Annotated in this window: 19 protein-coding genes; 13 read left to right on the top strand and 6 right to left on the bottom strand. The window is 48.3% G+C overall.

What is annotated here, in order from left to right; genetic code table 11:
- Nucleotides 1–23 precede the first annotated feature (23 nt).
- Together PQQ36_RS04345 and PQQ36_RS04340 are read left to right on the top strand one after the other, a co-directional pair.
- Nucleotides 24–1,190, top strand: coding sequence for an oligogalacturonate lyase family protein (locus PQQ36_RS04345; RefSeq protein WP_011152605.1), 1,167 nt, complete (start codon nt 24–26; stop codon nt 1,188–1,190).
- Nucleotides 1,191–1,441: 251 nt separating this feature from the next.
- Entirely contained in the window at nt 1,442–3,505 is a 2,064-nt protein-coding gene (locus PQQ36_RS04340; RefSeq protein WP_273660398.1) for an alpha-amylase, read from the top strand.
- A 105-nt stretch (nt 3,506–3,610) separates the two neighbouring features.
- Here PQQ36_RS04340 and PQQ36_RS04335 read toward each other — a convergent pair whose 3' ends face one another.
- A complete protein-coding gene (locus tag PQQ36_RS04335; protein ID WP_273660397.1) occupies nt 3,611–4,000 on the bottom strand; it encodes a DUF302 domain-containing protein in 390 nt (129 codons plus the stop codon).
- Between the two features lie 408 nt (nt 4,001–4,408).
- Between PQQ36_RS04335 and PQQ36_RS04330 the strand changes: the two genes are divergently transcribed.
- The 4 genes from PQQ36_RS04330 to PQQ36_RS04315 all read left to right on the top strand — a co-directional run bounded on the left by PQQ36_RS04330 (nt 4,409) and on the right by PQQ36_RS04315 (nt 7,308).
- Entirely contained in the window at nt 4,409–5,158 is a 750-nt protein-coding gene (locus PQQ36_RS04330) for a nucleoside recognition domain-containing protein (protein WP_011081811.1), read from the top strand.
- On the top strand, nt 5,155–5,622 hold the full coding sequence (locus PQQ36_RS04325) for a YjiG family protein (RefSeq protein ID WP_011081810.1): 468 nt from the start codon (nt 5,155–5,157) through the stop codon (nt 5,620–5,622). Before PQQ36_RS04330 ends, PQQ36_RS04325 begins: the two co-directional genes overlap by 4 nt.
- Before the next feature lie 9 nt (nt 5,623–5,631).
- Nucleotides 5,632–6,756: a M20 family metallopeptidase gene (locus tag PQQ36_RS04320; protein WP_130191548.1), complete on the top strand. Its 1,125-nt coding sequence runs from the start codon at nt 5,632–5,634 to the stop codon at nt 6,754–6,756.
- Nucleotides 6,757–6,924: 168 nt separating this feature from the next.
- Entirely contained in the window at nt 6,925–7,308 is a 384-nt protein-coding gene (locus PQQ36_RS04315; protein ID WP_045619145.1) for a hypothetical protein, read from the top strand.
- Between the two features lie 44 nt (nt 7,309–7,352).
- Here the strand turns inward: PQQ36_RS04315 and PQQ36_RS04310 are convergent, their stop codons facing one another.
- Nucleotides 7,353–7,493, bottom strand: coding sequence for a hypothetical protein (locus PQQ36_RS04310; protein WP_165387284.1), 141 nt, complete (start codon nt 7,491–7,493; stop codon nt 7,353–7,355).
- 58 nt (nt 7,494–7,551) lie between these two features.
- Between PQQ36_RS04310 and PQQ36_RS04305 the strand changes: the two genes are divergently transcribed.
- A complete protein-coding gene (locus PQQ36_RS04305) occupies nt 7,552–8,628 on the top strand; it encodes a DUF1254 domain-containing protein (RefSeq protein ID WP_108676899.1) in 1,077 nt (358 codons plus the stop codon).
- Nucleotides 8,629–8,683: 55 nt separating this feature from the next.
- Here PQQ36_RS04305 and PQQ36_RS04300 read toward each other — a convergent pair whose 3' ends face one another.
- Nucleotides 8,684–9,607, bottom strand: a complete 924-nt coding sequence (locus tag PQQ36_RS04300) for a LysR family transcriptional regulator (RefSeq protein ID WP_263221949.1) — start codon at nt 9,605–9,607, stop codon at nt 8,684–8,686.
- Nucleotides 9,604–10,545, bottom strand: coding sequence for a LysR family transcriptional regulator (locus tag PQQ36_RS04295; protein ID WP_015728280.1), 942 nt, complete (start codon nt 10,543–10,545; stop codon nt 9,604–9,606). Before PQQ36_RS04295 ends, PQQ36_RS04300 begins: the two co-directional genes overlap by 4 nt.
- Before the next feature lie 146 nt (nt 10,546–10,691).
- Here PQQ36_RS04295 and PQQ36_RS04290 point away from each other — a divergent pair, with 146 nt between their 5' ends.
- Complete coding sequence (locus PQQ36_RS04290; protein WP_194592955.1) at nt 10,692–11,750, top strand: DUF1254 domain-containing protein; 1,059 nt, start codon at nt 10,692–10,694, stop codon at nt 11,748–11,750.
- A 116-nt stretch (nt 11,751–11,866) separates the two neighbouring features.
- Here the strand turns inward: PQQ36_RS04290 and PQQ36_RS04285 are convergent, their stop codons facing one another.
- A complete protein-coding gene (locus PQQ36_RS04285) occupies nt 11,867–12,652 on the bottom strand; it encodes a substrate-binding periplasmic protein (protein ID WP_273660396.1) in 786 nt (261 codons plus the stop codon).
- Between the two features lie 297 nt (nt 12,653–12,949).
- Between PQQ36_RS04285 and PQQ36_RS04280 the strand changes: the two genes are divergently transcribed.
- Nucleotides 12,950–13,297 (top strand): metalloregulator ArsR/SmtB family transcription factor, encoded by a 348-nt coding sequence (locus PQQ36_RS04280; protein WP_072605106.1) that lies wholly within the window; start codon nt 12,950–12,952, stop codon nt 13,295–13,297.
- Nucleotides 13,298–13,329: 32 nt separating this feature from the next.
- Complete coding sequence (gene arsB, locus PQQ36_RS04275; RefSeq protein ID WP_101957556.1) at nt 13,330–14,394, top strand: ACR3 family arsenite efflux transporter; 1,065 nt, start codon at nt 13,330–13,332, stop codon at nt 14,392–14,394.
- Between the two features lie 10 nt (nt 14,395–14,404).
- Here arsB and PQQ36_RS04270 read toward each other — a convergent pair whose 3' ends face one another.
- Complete coding sequence (locus PQQ36_RS04270) at nt 14,405–14,878, bottom strand: HIT family protein (protein ID WP_072614671.1); 474 nt, start codon at nt 14,876–14,878, stop codon at nt 14,405–14,407.
- Nucleotides 14,879–15,000: 122 nt separating this feature from the next.
- Between PQQ36_RS04270 and PQQ36_RS04265 the strand changes: the two genes are divergently transcribed.
- The 3 genes from PQQ36_RS04265 to PQQ36_RS04255 all read left to right on the top strand — a co-directional run bounded on the left by PQQ36_RS04265 (nt 15,001) and on the right by PQQ36_RS04255 (nt 17,479).
- A complete protein-coding gene (locus tag PQQ36_RS04265) occupies nt 15,001–15,282 on the top strand; it encodes a PepSY domain-containing protein (RefSeq protein ID WP_011081803.1) in 282 nt (93 codons plus the stop codon).
- Nucleotides 15,275–15,775 (top strand): cytochrome b/b6 domain-containing protein, encoded by a 501-nt coding sequence (locus tag PQQ36_RS04260; protein ID WP_273660394.1) that lies wholly within the window; start codon nt 15,275–15,277, stop codon nt 15,773–15,775. The genes PQQ36_RS04265 and PQQ36_RS04260 overlap by 8 nt, the downstream gene beginning before the upstream one ends.
- Nucleotides 15,776–15,838: 63 nt before the next feature.
- Entirely contained in the window at nt 15,839–17,479 is a 1,641-nt protein-coding gene (locus PQQ36_RS04255) for a phosphoethanolamine transferase (RefSeq protein WP_273660393.1), read from the top strand.
- The last annotated feature ends 9 nt before the right edge of the window (nt 17,480–17,488 follow it).

The raw sequence follows: 17,488 nt of genomic DNA, 5'->3' as shown, positions 1-17,488 counted from the left end.
CAGCGGTTTAGCGGAGATATGTTATGGCTAAAGGCAAAATTATCACTCTTAACTTCGAAACTTTCGTAGACAGTGATACGCAGGTGAAAGTAACCCGTTTAACACCAACGGATGTTATCTGTCACCGCAATTACTTTTACCAGAAGTGCTTTACTCAGGATGGACAAAAGCTTCTTTTTGCAGGTGATTTTGATGGAAATCGCAACTATTACCTGCTTGATCTCAATACTCAGCAAGCAGTCCAACTGACAGAAGGTAAAGGGGATAATACCTTTGGTGGTTTCATTTCTAGCGATGATAAATCGTTCTTCTACGTGAAAAATGAACTTAACCTAATGAAAGTGGATCTCGAAACCCTTGAAGAGACAGTCATTTATACCGTAGACGAAGAGTGGAAAGGGTATGGCACTTGGGTGGCGAACTCAGAGTGCACCAAATTGGTGGGCATTGAAATTCTTAAACGTGATTGGCAACCACTCACGTCGTGGGAGAAATTCGCCGAGTTTTATCACACCAACCCAAGGTGCCGTTTGATCAAAGTGGATATAGAAAGCGGTGAATTGGAGGTGATCCACCAAGAGAACGCGTGGCTTGGTCACCCCATTTACCGTCCATTTGATGACTCAACCGTTGGTTTTTGTCATGAAGGCCCGCACGATTTAGTCGACGCGCGCATGTGGCTGGTGAACGAAGATGGTTCGAACCTTCGCAAGATCAAATCGCATGCGCCGGGCGAATCGTGCACGCATGAATTCTGGATCCCTGATGGCAGCGCAATGGCTTATGTGTCTTACTTCAAGGGGCAAACAGAGCGTGTGATCTACAAAGCCAACCCAGACACATTAGAGAATGAAGAAGTGATGGTGATGCCACCTTGCTCGCACCTGATGAGTAACTTCGATGGTTCTCTGATGGTCGGCGATGGTTGCGATGCACCAGTCGATGTCGCCGATGCTAGTGGCTACAGCATCGAGAACGACCCGTTCCTATATGTGCTCAACACCAACAAGAAAACCTACGCGAAGCTGGCAAAACACAGCTCGTCTTGGAAAGTGCTGGATGGTGACCGTCAAATTACCCATCCACACCCTTCATTCACACCTAACGATGAAGGGGTGCTTTTTACCAGTGACTTCGAAGGGGTTCCCGCGATTTACATTGCTGACGTCCCTGCTGAACTTAAGCACTAATAACACAACGTCAATGGCAATAAAAACAAAGCCGGATGAAGTGATTCATCCGGCTTTTTCTACGCCCCTAGCGGCGAATTTGTGACCTCGGCAAAGTTTTAGGGCGTAGGGGGTGAGAAGGATGTGTTTGTTATTCCGTCGTTTTATTCTGAGCGTGATAAAAACGATCAAACGTCTACCCTTTTAAGCATCTATTGTTTTAAGCATCTGTTGCGATTTGAGAGGGGAAGGCGTGAACAACGGACTGAACGATGAAACTGAACGCCATAACCCTAACTCTGCTTCTCAGCTCGACAGCGGCGATTGCCGAGCCGAATCTAACCATTTCAACCACCACCAACAGCCGAGATTTTCCGCTCAGTGCCGAGCAGCCATTAGTGGTGCCGCTGGTCAAAGAGAGCTATCAACTGAAAATCACTGGGCTGGAAGGTGATTGCCAAGCGCCCGATGCACAGGTGATTAAGTTCAATCAACCCATTGCGTTGAATTGTGGCAAAGTGACCGAACTTCCGCTAAAAATCCGCTTTACGGGTGACTACAGCTTTGAACTGGACGCGAACGCCAACACGCTGACATTCAAACGTGAGCCGAAAAAGGTCGCTAAAACCGAATTCAAACGGCCATTGCCGCAGGTGACTTGTGAAGTTTACCAAGGCGGTGAAGTGACGATTGAACTGGGCGACAGCTTCAAAGACGGCACCTCACTGCGTGACGCCTACAGTGGCCAAGTGGTGAGCGTGAAAAAAGGCAAAGTGAGCTTAACGCCATCAGCGCAATCTGGCGGTTTGGTGCTGCTGGAACCGGTTAAACAAAACAAAAAAGCGCGCCCTTTCGATTACCGCAACGCCAACATTTACTTCGTGATGGTGGATCGCTTTAACAATGGCGACACCAGCAATGACCAAAGCTATGGTCGCCAGAAGGACGGTAAAGAGGAAATCGGCACCTTCCACGGGGGCGATCTTAAAGGGGTGATTGAAAAACTCGACTACATTCAACGTCTCGGCACCGATGCGATTTGGCTGTCGCCGATTGTGGAACAAGTGCACGGTTTCGTTGGTGGTGGCGACAGCGGTTCTTTCCCATTTTATGCCTATCACGGCTATTGGACGCGTGATTTTACCAAGATCGATGAGAACTTTGGCCGCGATGAAGATTTGAAAACTCTGGTGGAAGAGGCGCATAAACGCGGCATCAAAGTCCTGCTCGATGCAGTGATCAACCATTCCGGGTATTCAACGCTGGCGGATCTGCAATTTGATGGCATGCAAGTGACGACAAAAGAGGCGAATTTGCCAGAAAAATGGGCCAACTGGCAGCCAACATCGGGTGAAAACTGGCATAGCTACCACTCTGCGATCGACTATCAAAGCCAAAACTGGTCACAGTGGTGGGGGGCAGATTGGGTGCGCACTGGGCTTCCGGGTTACCAACAACCGGGCAGCAGCGACATTACTTTGTCTCTCGCTGGGTTGCCTGATTTTCGCACCGAGTCGACCCAAGCGGTGACGCCGCCACAGTGGCTGCTAGAGAACCCCGGTACGCGCGTGGTGGCGCGTGACAACTACACCGTCAGCGACTATTTGATTGAGTGGCAAACCGATTGGGTGAAACGCTTTGGTATTGATGGCTATCGGGTAGATACGGTCAAACACGTTGAAGGCGAAGTGTGGCAGCGCCTGAAACAAGAAGCGACGAAAAGCCTTGATGAGTGGCGCAAAGCCAATGGCCAATCGGGTGCGCCATTTTGGATGATGGGGGAAGTGTGGGGCCATTCTGCCTACCGCAGCCCTTATTTTGACGATGGTTTTGATGCGCTGATCAACTTTGATATGCAGAAGAAACTCGATAAAGGCGCAGCCTGTTTTAGCCAAATGGCCGATACCTATCGCGATTACGCCAACACCATCGCGCAGCAGAGTGATTTTAACCCAGTGAGCTACATGTCCTCGCACGATACTGAGCTGTTCTTTAGCCGATTTAAAGACTATGCCGTGCAGCGCAACGCCGCGAACGCATTATTGCTCAGCCCTGGTGCGGTGCAGATTTACTATGGCGATGAAGTAGGGCGCAATATTGGCCCATACGCGGATGATTTCCATCAAGGCACTCGCTCGGACATGGTATGGCAGTTGAGTGCAGAGCAGCAAACATTGCTCAGTCATTGGCAGAAACTGGGCCAGTTCCGCCGTGCGCATCCCGCGGTTGGTGCTGGTGTGCATCAGGAGATTGAACAAACTGGCGCGTACGTTTTCTCCCGCACCTTAGGGGATGACAAAGTGGTTGTGGCGTTTGTTGGTCACGCCGCGCAATAGCGACGAAAAGTACCTTGTCCTCAATGTTCGCCACTCAGAGTGGTGGCGAACATAACGCTAGGCGTGTTGGTTGAGCAACGCAGGCTTAGAGGCGTGAGTGTCGCATCACTGTTTTAGCCCATCGCAAACACGCATCAGTTTCTCTTTTACTTGCCCTGCTAGCCCTTCGATACCGGGCTGAACCACCATGCTGAGCACCGCAGACGGATCCATAAACGCCACCGTCACGCTGTCATCTTCTTCCACCCGCACCACCACATTGCACGGCAGCAATAAGCCAATGTCTGGCTCGGCGGTGATGGCTTGATTGGCCAAGTGAGGGTTGCAAGCGCCGAGAATCACATAAGGTTTTCTATCCACATCGATCTTTTTCTTTAAGGTCGCTTTGACGTCAATTTCGGTCAAAATACCAAAGCCTTCTTTGGCGAGTTCTTGCGTTACTTTTTCGATCGCTTGTTCATAGCTGCCAGCAAACTGAGTGCTAAATCCGTACATGTTTATCTCCTTGATGGATAAATTCCGTTTGAGTATAGGAGAGAAAGACGGCGTTTGAGCAATGGCAAAAGGGTCGTTCAAACGGTGAAAGTTCGATGATCGCCGCAAATCTCTTTTATCTCGCCAAAGAAAAGCGACGTTTGCCGCAAAAGAGCCATAAAAATTGCTAGCACACTGTTATGAAATGTGGGGAATTTGGTTTCCAATTAGCCTGGTTGTGAATGGATTAAAAAACCTAATTTGTGTTATTAATTAATATAATATGTTAATTGTGATGGTTATCAAAAAATAATATTTCAATAGTGGCTTATTTAATCGTTTGGCGCGGGGGTTGACCCTGATCAGTATGTAACCCATCTTCTACGTTCAAGATCCTATGCGTTCAGTTCCACAACCATAGGTGAATTTATGACAACTCCTGTTCAAACAGAACGCAAGGTAACGATTGGGAGCTACATTGCTCTCGCGTTTGCCGTTGTGTTCTTCTCGGGCCTACTGCAATCCAATCAGTGGTATGGCGTTTTTGACTTTACGACGCTAAACGGTGCGTTCGGTAAAGTGGCGTACGGCGTGAACGAAACGGCCGACGGCGTACAAGCCATGACCACCTCTTTCCGTGGTACGGGCGGTAGCGGTGCGCGTGATGGTTTTATCTTCGCATTGACCTTAATTCCAACGGTGATGTTCGCTTTGGGTATGATCAACGTGCTTGAGCACTATGGCGCATTGGATGCAGCACGCAAATTGCTAACGCCACTACTACGCCCACTGATGAACATCCCAGGCAACACGGGTCTTGCCTTGATCGCCTCGCTGCAAAGTACCGATGCGGGTGCGGCGATGACGCGTCAATTGAAAGACGAAGGCCACCTGACCAAGCGCGAAACGGACGTGTTCACTATGTTCCAGTTCACTGCTGGTGCCACCATCGTTAACTTCTTCTCTTCTGGCGCGGTGCTCTTTACCCTCACCATGGCGGACGGTTCACCAGCGGTAACGTCGTCTATCGGCCTCGCGGTTGCTGTGATGTTCGTCTTCAAAATCGTCGGCGCGAACTTGTTCCGCATCTACCTAAACCTAACGGAAGGTAAAGAAGACAAACAAGACAACGCGGATCAAGACAAACCACAAACGCTAAAAGAAGAGGCAGCAAAATGAGTGAAGTAAAAGCAAAGAAGCCGATTGTGACCGACATTTTTGTTGAAGGCGCGAAAAAAGGCTGGGTTATTGCCACCACCTCGACCGTTCCTAACGTTCTGATGGCGTTTGTGATCATCAAAGCGCTGCAAATCACCGGCACACTTGATTTGATGGGCAGCGTATTCTCACCTGTGATGGCGGTGTTTGGTTTGCCGGGTGAAGCAGCAGCGGTATTGATCGGCGCGTGGATGTCGATGGGCGGCGCAGTGGGTGTGGTGATCAGCTTGTTTGACCAAGGCATCCTTAACGGCACTCACATTGCGATTTTGGCACCAGCGATCTACCTAATGGGCTCACAAGTGCAGTATGTTGGCCGTATCTTGGGTCCTATCGGCACCGAAGGCCGCTACATTCCAGTGATGATCGCAATTTCAGTATTGAACGCCTTTGGCGCCATGCTGGTGATGAACCTGTTTGTCTAGGAGTAAGATATGCAATTTTCTCTCGAGCATTATCTGGAAGAGCTAAAGCCGCTGATCAACGTTGATTGCGGTACCTACACGCTAGAAGGCATCGAATATATTGCCAGCCAGTTTGAGCAAAAGTTTCAAGCGATGGACGGCTGGCAGGTCAAGCGTGTCGATTGCGGTAAAGCGGGTGTGGGTCTTGAAATTCGCAACCAACCGGATGCTGCGCACATCGATGTGATGATGATTGGTCACATGGATACCGTGTTCCCTGTCGGTACGGCAGCAGCGCGTCCGATGTCGCTAGACGCTGAGAAAGCGTACGGCCCAGGCGTGTCGGACATGAAATCTGGCTTGCTCAACATCGTATACGCGATGCGCAATTTGGACCAAGCAGTGCTGGACAAGCTTTCTATCTGCATCTGCATGAACCCAGACGAAGAAACAGGCTCTGGCGATTCGGTTGAATGGATTCAATCGGTCGCCAAACTGGCCAAAAACGTGCTGGTGGCCGAAGCCGCTCGCGCCGATGGCGGCTTAGTGAAAGCGCGTAAAGGCATGGCGGGGTACAAGATCAACTTTAAAGGCATTGCGGCGCACGCGGGTAACGATCCTGAAAAAGGTCGCAGCGCGATCACTGAAATGGCACAGTGGATCATGGCAATCAATGCGATGACCAACTTTGAATCGGGCACCACCTTAAACGTGGGTGTGGTGTCTGGTGGTGCGGGTGCCAACATTGTGCCGGAACACGCGCAAGCGGTGGTGGACGTGCGTTTCTGGAACAACGCAGAATACGATGACGTAGACACCAAGCTCAATGCCATGGCACAAACGCCATTTGTGGACGGCGTAAGTGTGACCATCGAGCGTGAGGCGTACAAACCGTCAATGGTGCCAAGCGAGCAGACCGAAGGCCTGATGAAGTTGGTGGAAAGCGCCGCGCAAGAGCTGTCGATTGATCTGAACTGGCACGCGGTGGGCGGTGGCTCTGATGCGAACAACACGGCGATTTTGGGTGTTCCTACCCTTGATGGTTTGGGCCCAATCGGCGCGGGTTTCCACAGCGATCAAGAGTACCTTGTGCTGGCCTCGATTGAACCTCGTATCCGCATGCTGATGCGTGTGCTTGAAAAGCTTGCAGCCTAAATCTTTGACCGCTTAGTAAGGCGTTAAATCCAAACCCCGTGGTATCGCATGACCACGGGGTTTTTATTTGGCTGTGATTTTGTGCCACAGATTTCAACATTGATACTGTTTATTTCCCATCGCCTCTCCTACGCTTTTCTCATCGTGTCGACAAAGGAAGTACTCACTATGAAAGCATTATTGATTTCTCTGGTTATTGGACTGGCAACTTCACCAATGGCGTTGGCTGAAAAACCGAACTGGGCGGGGGAAGGCAAACCCAGCAAAGAAGCGGTGGAGCAACATGCCGAAGAAATGATGCAAAAACACTGTGACAAGAAAGACAAAGAGTGTTTGAAAAAACTGGAAAAAGAACAGAAAAAAGCCGCCAAAGAAAAAGGCAAAAAAGAAGAACAAAAAGCGATGAAGGAGATGAATAAGCAGGAGAAAGAAGCGCGTAAACAAGCGCTTAAAGAGAAAAAACAAGCGTTAAAAGATCAGCGCGAAAAGCTTGAAATGGAAGAAGAGAATATCGAAAAAGAGCTAAAACAACTGGAGGAGGATGAAGAGTAAACCGCCGCCAATTTCTCATCGCTTATCTGGCGTGTCTCTCTTTGTCATTCGCGCAAGGAGAGACGCTTACGACCCTTACCTAGCTCTCTTCTGCCAACGATAGTACCTTGCGCAGTATATGCGCAGAGCATGACGCGCAATTCCAAATCGGGATTGAGCGTATTCGGATTATTCATTTCAGTCATTATTCATATTTGCCTACACTGACGCTCGACAACCTAGTCGAAGATGAAGGTATAAAAAATGAAGAAGACACTACTCGTACTTACAATCGCAAGCGTCCTTTTAAGCAGCCAAGCTGTCGTCGCGGAAACTCAAACTGACCGTTACCCGAATGCCAATGTCGCCGATATTAGCGCGGTCCACGGCGTGAACTGGGACAATTATGTTCAAGCAGAAACCGATTGGAACTTCCGCCAAGTGACCAATAAAGTGGGGGTGAATCAATGGATCCACGATGCGCCAGTGAGCAAAGACAACCAAACGGTGATTCGTTCAAACCGCGATGTGGTTTACTCCATCGCGGTGGTGGATGTGAGCAAGGGTGCAACGTTCAGTGTGACGGACAAAAATAACGATGAATTTCAGATCATCCACATCATTGACGAGAATCATTTAACCCATAAAGTGGTGCGCAGAGGGGAATCTGTGACCATCACCCCCGATGATCTTTCAGGCGGAAACTACGTTTACCTTTTAGCGCGTACCAAAGACAACGGCAACTTAGCGGATACTCAACGTCGTCAAAAGCTGCTTTCTTTTACGGCAAACTCCGCCAAACCCTATCCCGCCAAAGGTTTTGCTGAGCAAGATGTGGTGGATTATCGCCTAAAACTGATCAATAACGTGATGACGGGCAAGGCGACACTAGAAGGCGCGAAAGGTTTTGGCCGAACCTTGAATGACGTGTCCGACAAAGATTACCGCTATGCTGCGGCTTTTGGTTGGGGTGGCTTGATGCCCACAACCGCGCAATACCTCGAAGCCGTACCAGGGCAAGGGGCGACCGAATGTCAGGAATGGCGTGTTCCACAACCAAAATTGAATCGTGAACTTGGTGGTTACTGGTCACTGACCACATATGGCCCTGATGGCTGGATCGCTAAAGATAAGTTTTACATTGCGGGAGAGAAGATGAAGGATAATGGTGACGGCACTTCATCTGTGTTCTTCAATTGCGGAGGTGAGTTAGCCAAATACTCGCTGGATGTGGTGGAAAACTGGGCAGCGATTGCTCGTTTCTATGAACCAATCGATGTCCAAGAAACACTCAATCACTTACAAACGCTACGTGGTATCCCTGTTAAACCGGTGAAGTAAACGTCAATTCGATGCAAAAGCTGCCGATTAGAAGGCAGCTTTTTACTTTTTAGCATTATGCATGTGCTGCGCGAGAAAGTGAGTCCAACGTGCAGCTGACGACATTAACGAGCCAAGTTTGCATTGGGTGACGCCGTTTGTTTTGGGACTCAATCACTAAGATGCTGGATAGCTCCTGCGGCGTAGGAAATGGAAACTCAACCGTGGCGTATTGCTCGTGTAATGACGCGGCGAGCATCGCTGAACAGGGCAGAATCAGGTCGCTGCTTGTGACCACATCCAAGAGCATATGAAGATAAGAGCTGCGAATTTGCGTGTTGGCAGTAATGCCATTTTGTTGGAAGTAATAATTGATAAAGGGCAAATTTTCATTCCATGCAGGCACGACCAAGCTGGCAAAAGCGGCTTGTTTTGCCTGTTTTTCATTCATTCGCTTTCCTGCAAGAGGATGTTCTTTTCTCACCAATCCGACATATTGATCGACGGCGACTTTGTGCTGAACAAACTGCTTGCTCGACTCAATGGGTGAGTAGTTAATGGCAAGTTGAATCGAGCCTTCTTTAATGCGCTCAAGCGTGTTGGGATCCCAATTAATGATGTTTATCTTTGCGTTTGGTGCCTGTTTGAGCAAGGCCGTACAGAGTGTGGCGCCCAACCAGTTGGAGATAAAACCATTCATGGCGATGGTGATATCACCGTCAAATTGCTGGGCATCAAAACTGGGGGTGTCAGTAATCACTTCATCCAACATGTTCAGCAATGTGCCGACTTGTTTGCCAAGCTCTATGGCCCTTGGTGTGGGCTCTAGGCCAGAATGGATACGGGTAAACAGTTCATCGGCAAAATAGAGTCGCAACTTGCTCAACGACTTACTGACGGCAGATTGGCTGGTGGCGAGCGCCTCCGCAGCGATGCGGGTATTTTTCTTTTCCAGTAGCACCACAAAAGTTCGCAGCAAATTCAGGTCTAACTGCTTCATTTCAGCTCCTCGTCTTGGTGGATCGCGAGAATGACTTCCCGTATACGCTGCGCAAGCCACTGCCCAATGGCGGAGTACTGACTGTGATGGCTGGTATGCAGAGCGATATGAAAATTGGGTAAACGAATCTCTGACGGAATCTCAGTAAAGGTGAGATCGGCAGGCAACATGTGCTTGATAAGAGAGCAAACAGGCATCACGGCGTCTCCGCTACTGACAATAGAAAGGCACATATCCAGTTGATCACAGCGCGCAATCACTTTGCCTTCGAGGCCCGCAGAGACCAACATTTTCTCAGCAATACTCAATCTGTTCGCATAACTTGGCATCACTAAGACTGTCATGGGTGTTTCTGCCAGTTGGGCTAAAGTGTAACCTTCTTTAGCAAACGGACTGTCTCGACGACAGCAAAGTTTAAAGTCTGCCGGACAAATATTACTCGCCACTATTTGAGATGAGGTGTCTAACGGAGAGAAGTGCACACCAACATCAATCTGACCGTTGAGCAGTTTGGTCTCTGCATCCCAAGACCAGTTAATGAAACGGAAAACGGCATTAGGGGCTTCTTTTCTGAGCCGCGGATACAAGATCGGTATGACGGAGCGATAGAAGAGAGGATTAATAGCAATGCAGATCTCTCGATCAATGGTGGCGGGTTCGAATGTCTCTTGGTTGCTTAAAAGCTGTTCGAAACTTTCCAGCAGTTGATTCACCTTGGGCATGATAGCAATGCAAAACGGTGTTTGGCTTAAGCCATGTCGCTCGCGTGTAAAAAGCTCATCACCAAACAACTCTCTCAGTTTACCTAACGATTTACTCACGGCTGATTGCCCAACGAACAAACGTTCTGCCGCCAGACGAGTGTTTTGCTCTTCAGCGAGCACCCGAAGAATTTTGAGTAGATTTAAATCAATCTTATGCCAGTCGATGTCTTTCATGAGCGCGTGTGTGAATGTATTAGTAAGTCCTGATAATCATATCTGGAGGTTAGATAAGTCATTTCAGGAAGTAAAGTTATCTGGGGTAAATTTGCTGAACAATCACACAAACAATCACCACACAAAACAACAAGACAGGTCCTACGATGAAGAAAACCTTACTCACTTGTGTACTCACTACTCTTTCTGTTTCTGCGTTTGCTGCGCCATTTGATTCAATTCCACCGATTGATTCCAGCCATTGGGCCGTTGATCCCGTTAAGCTGGGTATGACGGCAGAGCAGTTCATTGAAGCCGAATCACTCAACTTTATGGCGGGCATGGCGGCGAGAAATGGCATTAACCAATGGTTTCATTTCACTAGCTTAGCGACGGCAGAAGATCGCTGGGTTGTTTCTCCAAACAACGATGTGATTTACTCCATGATCATTGTTGATGCGAGTAAAGGCTTTACTCTTGAGTTGCCAGACACAGGCGAGCGCTATATTTCGGCGCAAATTGTCAGTCAAGAGCACATGTCGACACAAATTAAAGGGGGTGGCACCTACCGATTTACTGGCGAAGAATTTGAGGGCTCGCATGTTGCCATTGGCATTCGAGTTGGTACGGATGGCAGCAAAGAGGACATCAAAACCATCGTTGAACAGCTCCAACCTAAGATGAAGGTGACGGCGTATTCAAGTAATCCAGTGCCCAGTTTTGATAAACAAACCTTGTTGAAAGTACGTGCTGGCCTGATGAGCGAATACGACAAAATGGCTGACACTTTTGGCTTAATGACCGATAAAGTCACCAAAGTGAAAGATTGGGAACGCTTTGTCTACGCAACGGCGGGCGCGTGGGGATTATCGGAAGATCAATACGCCATGTATATTCCTTATGCTTTAAAAGGGGCCAAAGCGTCAGAATGTTACGTGGCAACCTACCCGCAGCCTAAGGTGAAGTATTTCTGGTCTATCACTGCTTATAACCACGATAAGTATTTGATGTCGAAGCAAAACAACATCATTAACACGGGCAATGTGAAACTCAACAAAGACAACACCTTTACCGTGCACTTTGGCGCATGTGATGGGGTAAAAGGTATGAAAAACCACATTACGACCACAGAGGATAATTGGAGTTTCTTAATGAGAGCCTACGGTGCCGATGTGGAAGCGTTTAAACACTACCAAATGCCAGATGTTCAGAAAGTGGTGAAGTAACTGTGATTGGAATGATGCCTTGATCACGTTCCTTTTCGATAAACCGCCAGTCTTATTTGGGAGGGCTGGTGGTTGTTGCATCACCATTTCCTCTCATTTTGAAAAACTCAAAACATTTACTCGGTACCTGTTAAGTATTTCTTGATGCTGGTGTCTATCACGTCATCCCGAATAAGGCCTATCATTTCCCAAATGTTTTGCACTAATTGCGGATTCGCTTCGGCAAACTCATGGCTGAAAATAAGATAGTAATCCTTGGTCGATATCGGTGGTGAAACGCGTTCGACGGAGGAAAGGTGGTGTTCATTAATGTAACTGCTGGCAATGTTGCTCTGAATAGCAATGGCGGTTAAGCGTCGTTTGCCGAGCATCTCGAATAGCTTTTCCGTGCTGCCGATCTCGATGGTATTGACGTCACTCTCCTTCAGTTTCTTTGTAATGGAAAAGCCAGTATGAGCCCCTACGGGGACGCCTCCAATAGAGCTCAGTTGCACGCCGTCCCATGCGAACGGTTGCTCTTTTAGCCTGTAAAAATAATAGTCTAGTGTGGCGATGCGCAAGGTGTGATCGGCTTGCTGATCTTTCATCGGATAGCGCGCGTATTCAGCTCGCTCCTGGCTGTAAGAGAAAATAAACCCGCCATCCACTTGGTTCGCTTTGATCTGGCCTAAAACCCTTTTACCAGGAAGTCTGACATAGTTGATTTTAATGTTGAGCAGACGGGCGGCTTGTTCGATGACATCGATAGCTAAACCGGGCGGTTCGACAACCAAGTTGCCATTGCCCATTTGAAAGGGAAAGGATTCGACGTCTGAGTACGCCAGCGTTATTGTCGTGGCGGGCGAAGCGTGTGAGCTGAATGGGCTCAGCAACATACAAAACAGGAACAATAGATAGCGCATTCAGTTTGCTCTGGATTCGATGACTGTTATTTCTCTCAGTATAGAGCTCAGAAGCGCATCATGACCCCGATTTGCGGAGAAAGTGAGCCATTCGTCAACATGTTGACTCCAGAACGTATTCAACTCAAAGCGCTGCCTGCTTATACCATTGCCCGCTAATACCATTGTCGGCTTATACCAAAGCGGCGACATGCAGTGACACAGGGTGTCTCTCATTTCCGATTTTCTCCTTGCATAACTTGACATGTGATTTTTCATATATATGATTTTCCGTATATGTTTACTTGAGTATTTGCTATGTCTAATCCCGTTTTTCTCTACAAAGCACTTTCGGAAGAAACTCGTCTTAAATCTCTGCTTTTAATGCAAAAGCTCGGGGAGTTGTGTGTTTGTGATTTGATGGAAGCCCTGAATTTAAGTCAGCCGAAAGTCTCTCGCCATCTGGCTGAGCTACGTAAGCAGGAGCTGGTGTTGGATGAACGCCGCGGTAAATGGGTCTACTACCAAATCCATCCTCAGCTTGCTCCTTGGATGAAGCAAGTGCTGCAAACCACGTTGGAAAACAATCTTGCGTTTATTGAATCAGAGCTAGAAAGCATCCTTGGCAAGTCTTGCCGCAGCGATGTGAGTCATTGCGCCCAATAAGCGCATCCAGAACAAATTTGAAAGAGGTTGATATGAACCAGACCGTCAGTTGTGAAGAGAGCAGTGCTTATCAAAAGATGAGCTTTCTTGATCGATACCTAACGTTATGGATTTTTCTCGCCATGGCGGTGGGGGTCGGCATTGGTGTGCTGTTCCCTCAAGTTGCGCAGTGGAATGAAGCGCTTTCGGTGGGCTCGACCAATATTCCGTTGGCTATTGGCTTGATTTTAATGATGTATCCGCCACTGGCTAAGGTCAATTACAGCCTACTGGGCGAAGTGACTCGCGATAAACGCGCCATCACCTTGTCGCTGGTGATGAACTGGATCGTCGGGCCAATTTTGATGTTCGCTTTGGCGATCATTTTCCTGCGTGATCAACCGGGGTATATGGTCGGGCTTATTTTAATTGGCTTGGCGCGCTGCATTGCAATGGTGCTGGTTTGGAATGACATCAGCGGCGGCAATAAAGAGTACGGTGCCACGTTGGTAGCGTTGAACAGCGCTTTTCAAATTTTTACCTACAGCTTTATGGCGTGGTTATTTATCACGGTGCTTCCGCCCTATTTTGGCTTGGAAAGCGTGGTGGTCGATGTGACGATTCTCGACATCGCACAAAGCGTTTTGATCTACCTTGGTATCCCATTCTTAGCGGGCTTTTTAAGCCGAAAATGGCTGGTCGCCGCCAAAGGTGAGCAGTGGTATAACGAGGTGTTTATCCCACGTGTTTCGCCCATCACATTAGTTGCGCTGCTCGCCACTATTGTGCTGATGTTCAGCCTCAAAGGTGACATGATCATCGAGTTGCCGATGGATGTGTTCCAAATCGCTATCCCGCTGGTGATTTACTTTATGGTGATGTTTTTTGCCAGCTTTTACATCGGCAAGCGCTTAGGGCTGCCTTACGATCAAAATGCCTCTATCGCTTTTACCTCATCAGGCAATAATTTCGAGCTTGCGATCGCCGTTTCCATTGCGGTGTTTGGACTCAATTCAGACCAAGCGTTTGCTGGCGTGATCGGGCCTCTGGTCGAGGTGCCTGTGTTGATTGCGTTGGTCAATGTCGCGTTAAGAATGAAGCGCAAATACGATGCTTAGTCTTCCGCTCTTAACTCTTTGAAGAGTCCACTATAGAGATCCTCTGTTGCCATTTTTGATGAACGCGTTTGAGTCTTGCAAGTGTGTTCATCGGGCTCAGAGGATTAATAAACCGCGTTAACAATCGCCAATAAAAGTGCACGGAATCCCCTTTCTTTCTTGGGATCAGATGAAGGTGCACGTGGGGAATATGTTGGCCTGAATATTGGCCGTTGTTGATGATTACGTTGTAATCACAAACACCATCATAGACATGTGACATTTGCTGCCCAATATCACGCGCAAATTGAAAGAGAGTCGCATATTCACTGTCAGACAGTTGCTCTAAATGAGACGCGTGACTTGGGCTAAGAATCAGAATATGTCCTTCTGCAATCGGGTATTTATCGAGTACCGCCTTGAAGCCATCTCGCTCTGCGATAAGAAAATGTGTCAGTTTGTTTTGTTGAATCTGACAGATGATGCAAGTTTGCTCTGTTGCCACAGTCTTTTCCTTGGTGATTTCTTTTTCGTCCCGCCTTCATTATTCATTCATTTTATTTCTTAAGCCAATCTTAAGTTTCGCTCGATATGATTCGCCTTGTTGAAGCACACAAGGACGCCATCATGAAAAAAACACTTCTCTTGACCACCATCGCATTGATTTCAATGGGCAGCGCAACCAGTGCATTGGCCGATCCACAGTGCACGAATGCACCGGAATCGCAGTGGATTAACTTTGAGCAAGCCAAATCTCAAGTGGAAGCGATGGGTTACAAAATCAAAGTGTTCAAAAAGACCAAAACCGGTTGCTATGAATTGTATGGTCACACCAAAGAGAACAAACGCGTCGAAATCTATTTTGATCCCACCGACATGCGCAAAGTGAAGGAAGAGTTGGATGACTAACACCTTTAAATGGGATTGGGTTGTGCGAGCAACCCATTGGACAGTGGCAGTGCTGTTTTTCGCCAACTTTTTTGTCTTGGAAGAGGGCAGCGAATGGCATCACTGGGCAGGTTATTTGATCCTACTGAGTTTGAGCCTTCGTCTTGCTTGGGGGCTGGTGGTGGAGTCACCTGCACGTTTAACTCGCTTTCTGCCTTCTGTTTCAGCCGCGCTGGTCCACCTAAAAGAAGTGGTGAGCAACAGGCAGGATAAGCACCTTGGTCACAACCCAGCGGGCGCCGTGATGATTTGGCTATTGTGGAGCCTGCTCATCGCAACCGCAGGCAGTGGTTGGCTGACCGAGAGCGATCTTTTCTGGGGAGAAGAGTGGTTAGAGGAAGTACACGAAGTGCTTGCCAACCTAACCTTAGTGGCCGTTGCACTTCACGTCTCGGCCGTGATTTTTATGAGCAAATGGAATCGCAAAAATTATATCAAATCGATGCTGCCTTAGCAGCACATTCGCAGGGCAGTGAATGCTCTGCGCTGGTTTTATTTCACATTGAGTTTGGTTGTTATGCAGCGAATTTTAAAAAATACCCATTTCTCGTATGTTGGCATCACATTGATGTTGGCGAGCTACTTTGCGTTTTTGGTTAACATCCCGATCTACGCCACGTTGCATTCGATCTTAAGTAGCTTAGATAGCGTTAAGATTGGCTTTGTCATTTCGATCCCGCTGTTCTTTCTCGCAGCGTTTAATTTGCTGTTTAATCTGTTCAGTTGGCCTTGGATCACTAAGCCCTTTTTTGCTGTGCTGCTGCTGGTTTCTGCCGCGGCGAGCTATGCGGGTTTTAACTACGGCACCTTGTTTGACTCCGATATGATCGCCAACATTCTTGAGACGGACTCTGCCGAGGCGAGTGCGTACCTCAGTGCCTATTCTGTGCTGTGGATTGGTTTAATGGGCGTGTTACCGGCTGTGATACTGGCGGTGACACCGATTCGCTCAAGCGGCTCATGGCTGCGATTTATTGGCCGCAAGCTTGTCTCGATGGTGATTTCTCTGGCGGTGATTGTCGCAATTGCAGGGCTTTACTATCAAGATTACGCGTCCGTTGGGCGTAACAACCCTTATCTTCGTCAAGAGATCATTCCCACTCAATTGGTGTACAGCATTGGTAAGTATGTTCACCGCACGTACTTTTATCAGCCCATGGCATACCAAGTCTTGGGTGAGGATGCGCAGCAGTCGCCACAAGCGTTACAACAAGCGACAACAAAGCCAACGCTGATGGTGTTCATCCTTGGCGAAACCGCGCGCTCAAATAACTTTGAGTTAAACGGTTACCCCAGAGCAACCAACGCTTACACCAAAGATCTTGATGTGATCTCATTTAGCCAAGTTTCTTCGTGTGGAACCGCCACAGCGGTATCGGTGCCTTGCATGTTTTCTGCAATGAAACACGCGAACTATTCGAAGAGCGTGGCGGACAATCAAGATAACGTCATCGACATTCTGAAACGCGCCAACGTTGACCAATTGTGGCTTGAAAATGACGGAGGTGACAAAGGCGTAGCGCACAACATCCAAAAATCGGTGGTGGATCGCGACGCAAAAAATGCCTTCTGCGATGGCAATACCTGTTACGACATGGCGATGTTGGAAGACTTCTCACAACGAGTTGACGGCATGCAAGGAAACCGAGTGGTGTTTTTGCATGGCATGGGCAGCCATGGGCCGACCTATTTCCGACGTTACCCGGAGCAACAGGCCGCGTTTCAGCCAGATTGCCCGCGTGCTGACATCGAAAACTGCAGCGTCGAGCAGATCGTTAACAGTTACGACAACACCATCTTGTATACCGACTACGTGATTGCGCAGACCATTGAACAGTTAAAAGCGCTGCAAAATCAGTTTAACACCGCGCTGATTTATGTCTCTGACCACGGCGAATCCTTGGGCGAAGATGGGCTCTTTTTGCATGGTATGCCGTATGCGCTCGCGCCAGAAAACCAAACCAAAGTGCCGATGCTTTTTTGGGCATCCAACGGTTTTGCCAAAGAAAAAGGGTTAGACAGAAAATGCTTAGCCAATGAAGCAACACACGGCGCGTTTTCTCACGATAACCTGTTCCACTCTATGCTTGGCATCATGGATGTGAAAACTCAGGTTTATCAAAGTGATCTGGATATTTTTGCCCAGTGCCGCAGTTAACCAGTACTC

It is taken from the genome of Vibrio sp. CCUG 15886, assembly GCF_028570825.1.
GTDB classification, from domain to species: Bacteria; Pseudomonadota; Gammaproteobacteria; order Enterobacterales; family Vibrionaceae; genus Vibrio; species Vibrio vulnificus_B.
Note: the sequence above shows the minus strand (reverse complement) of the source record. Positions and strands in the feature narration are given on the sequence as shown.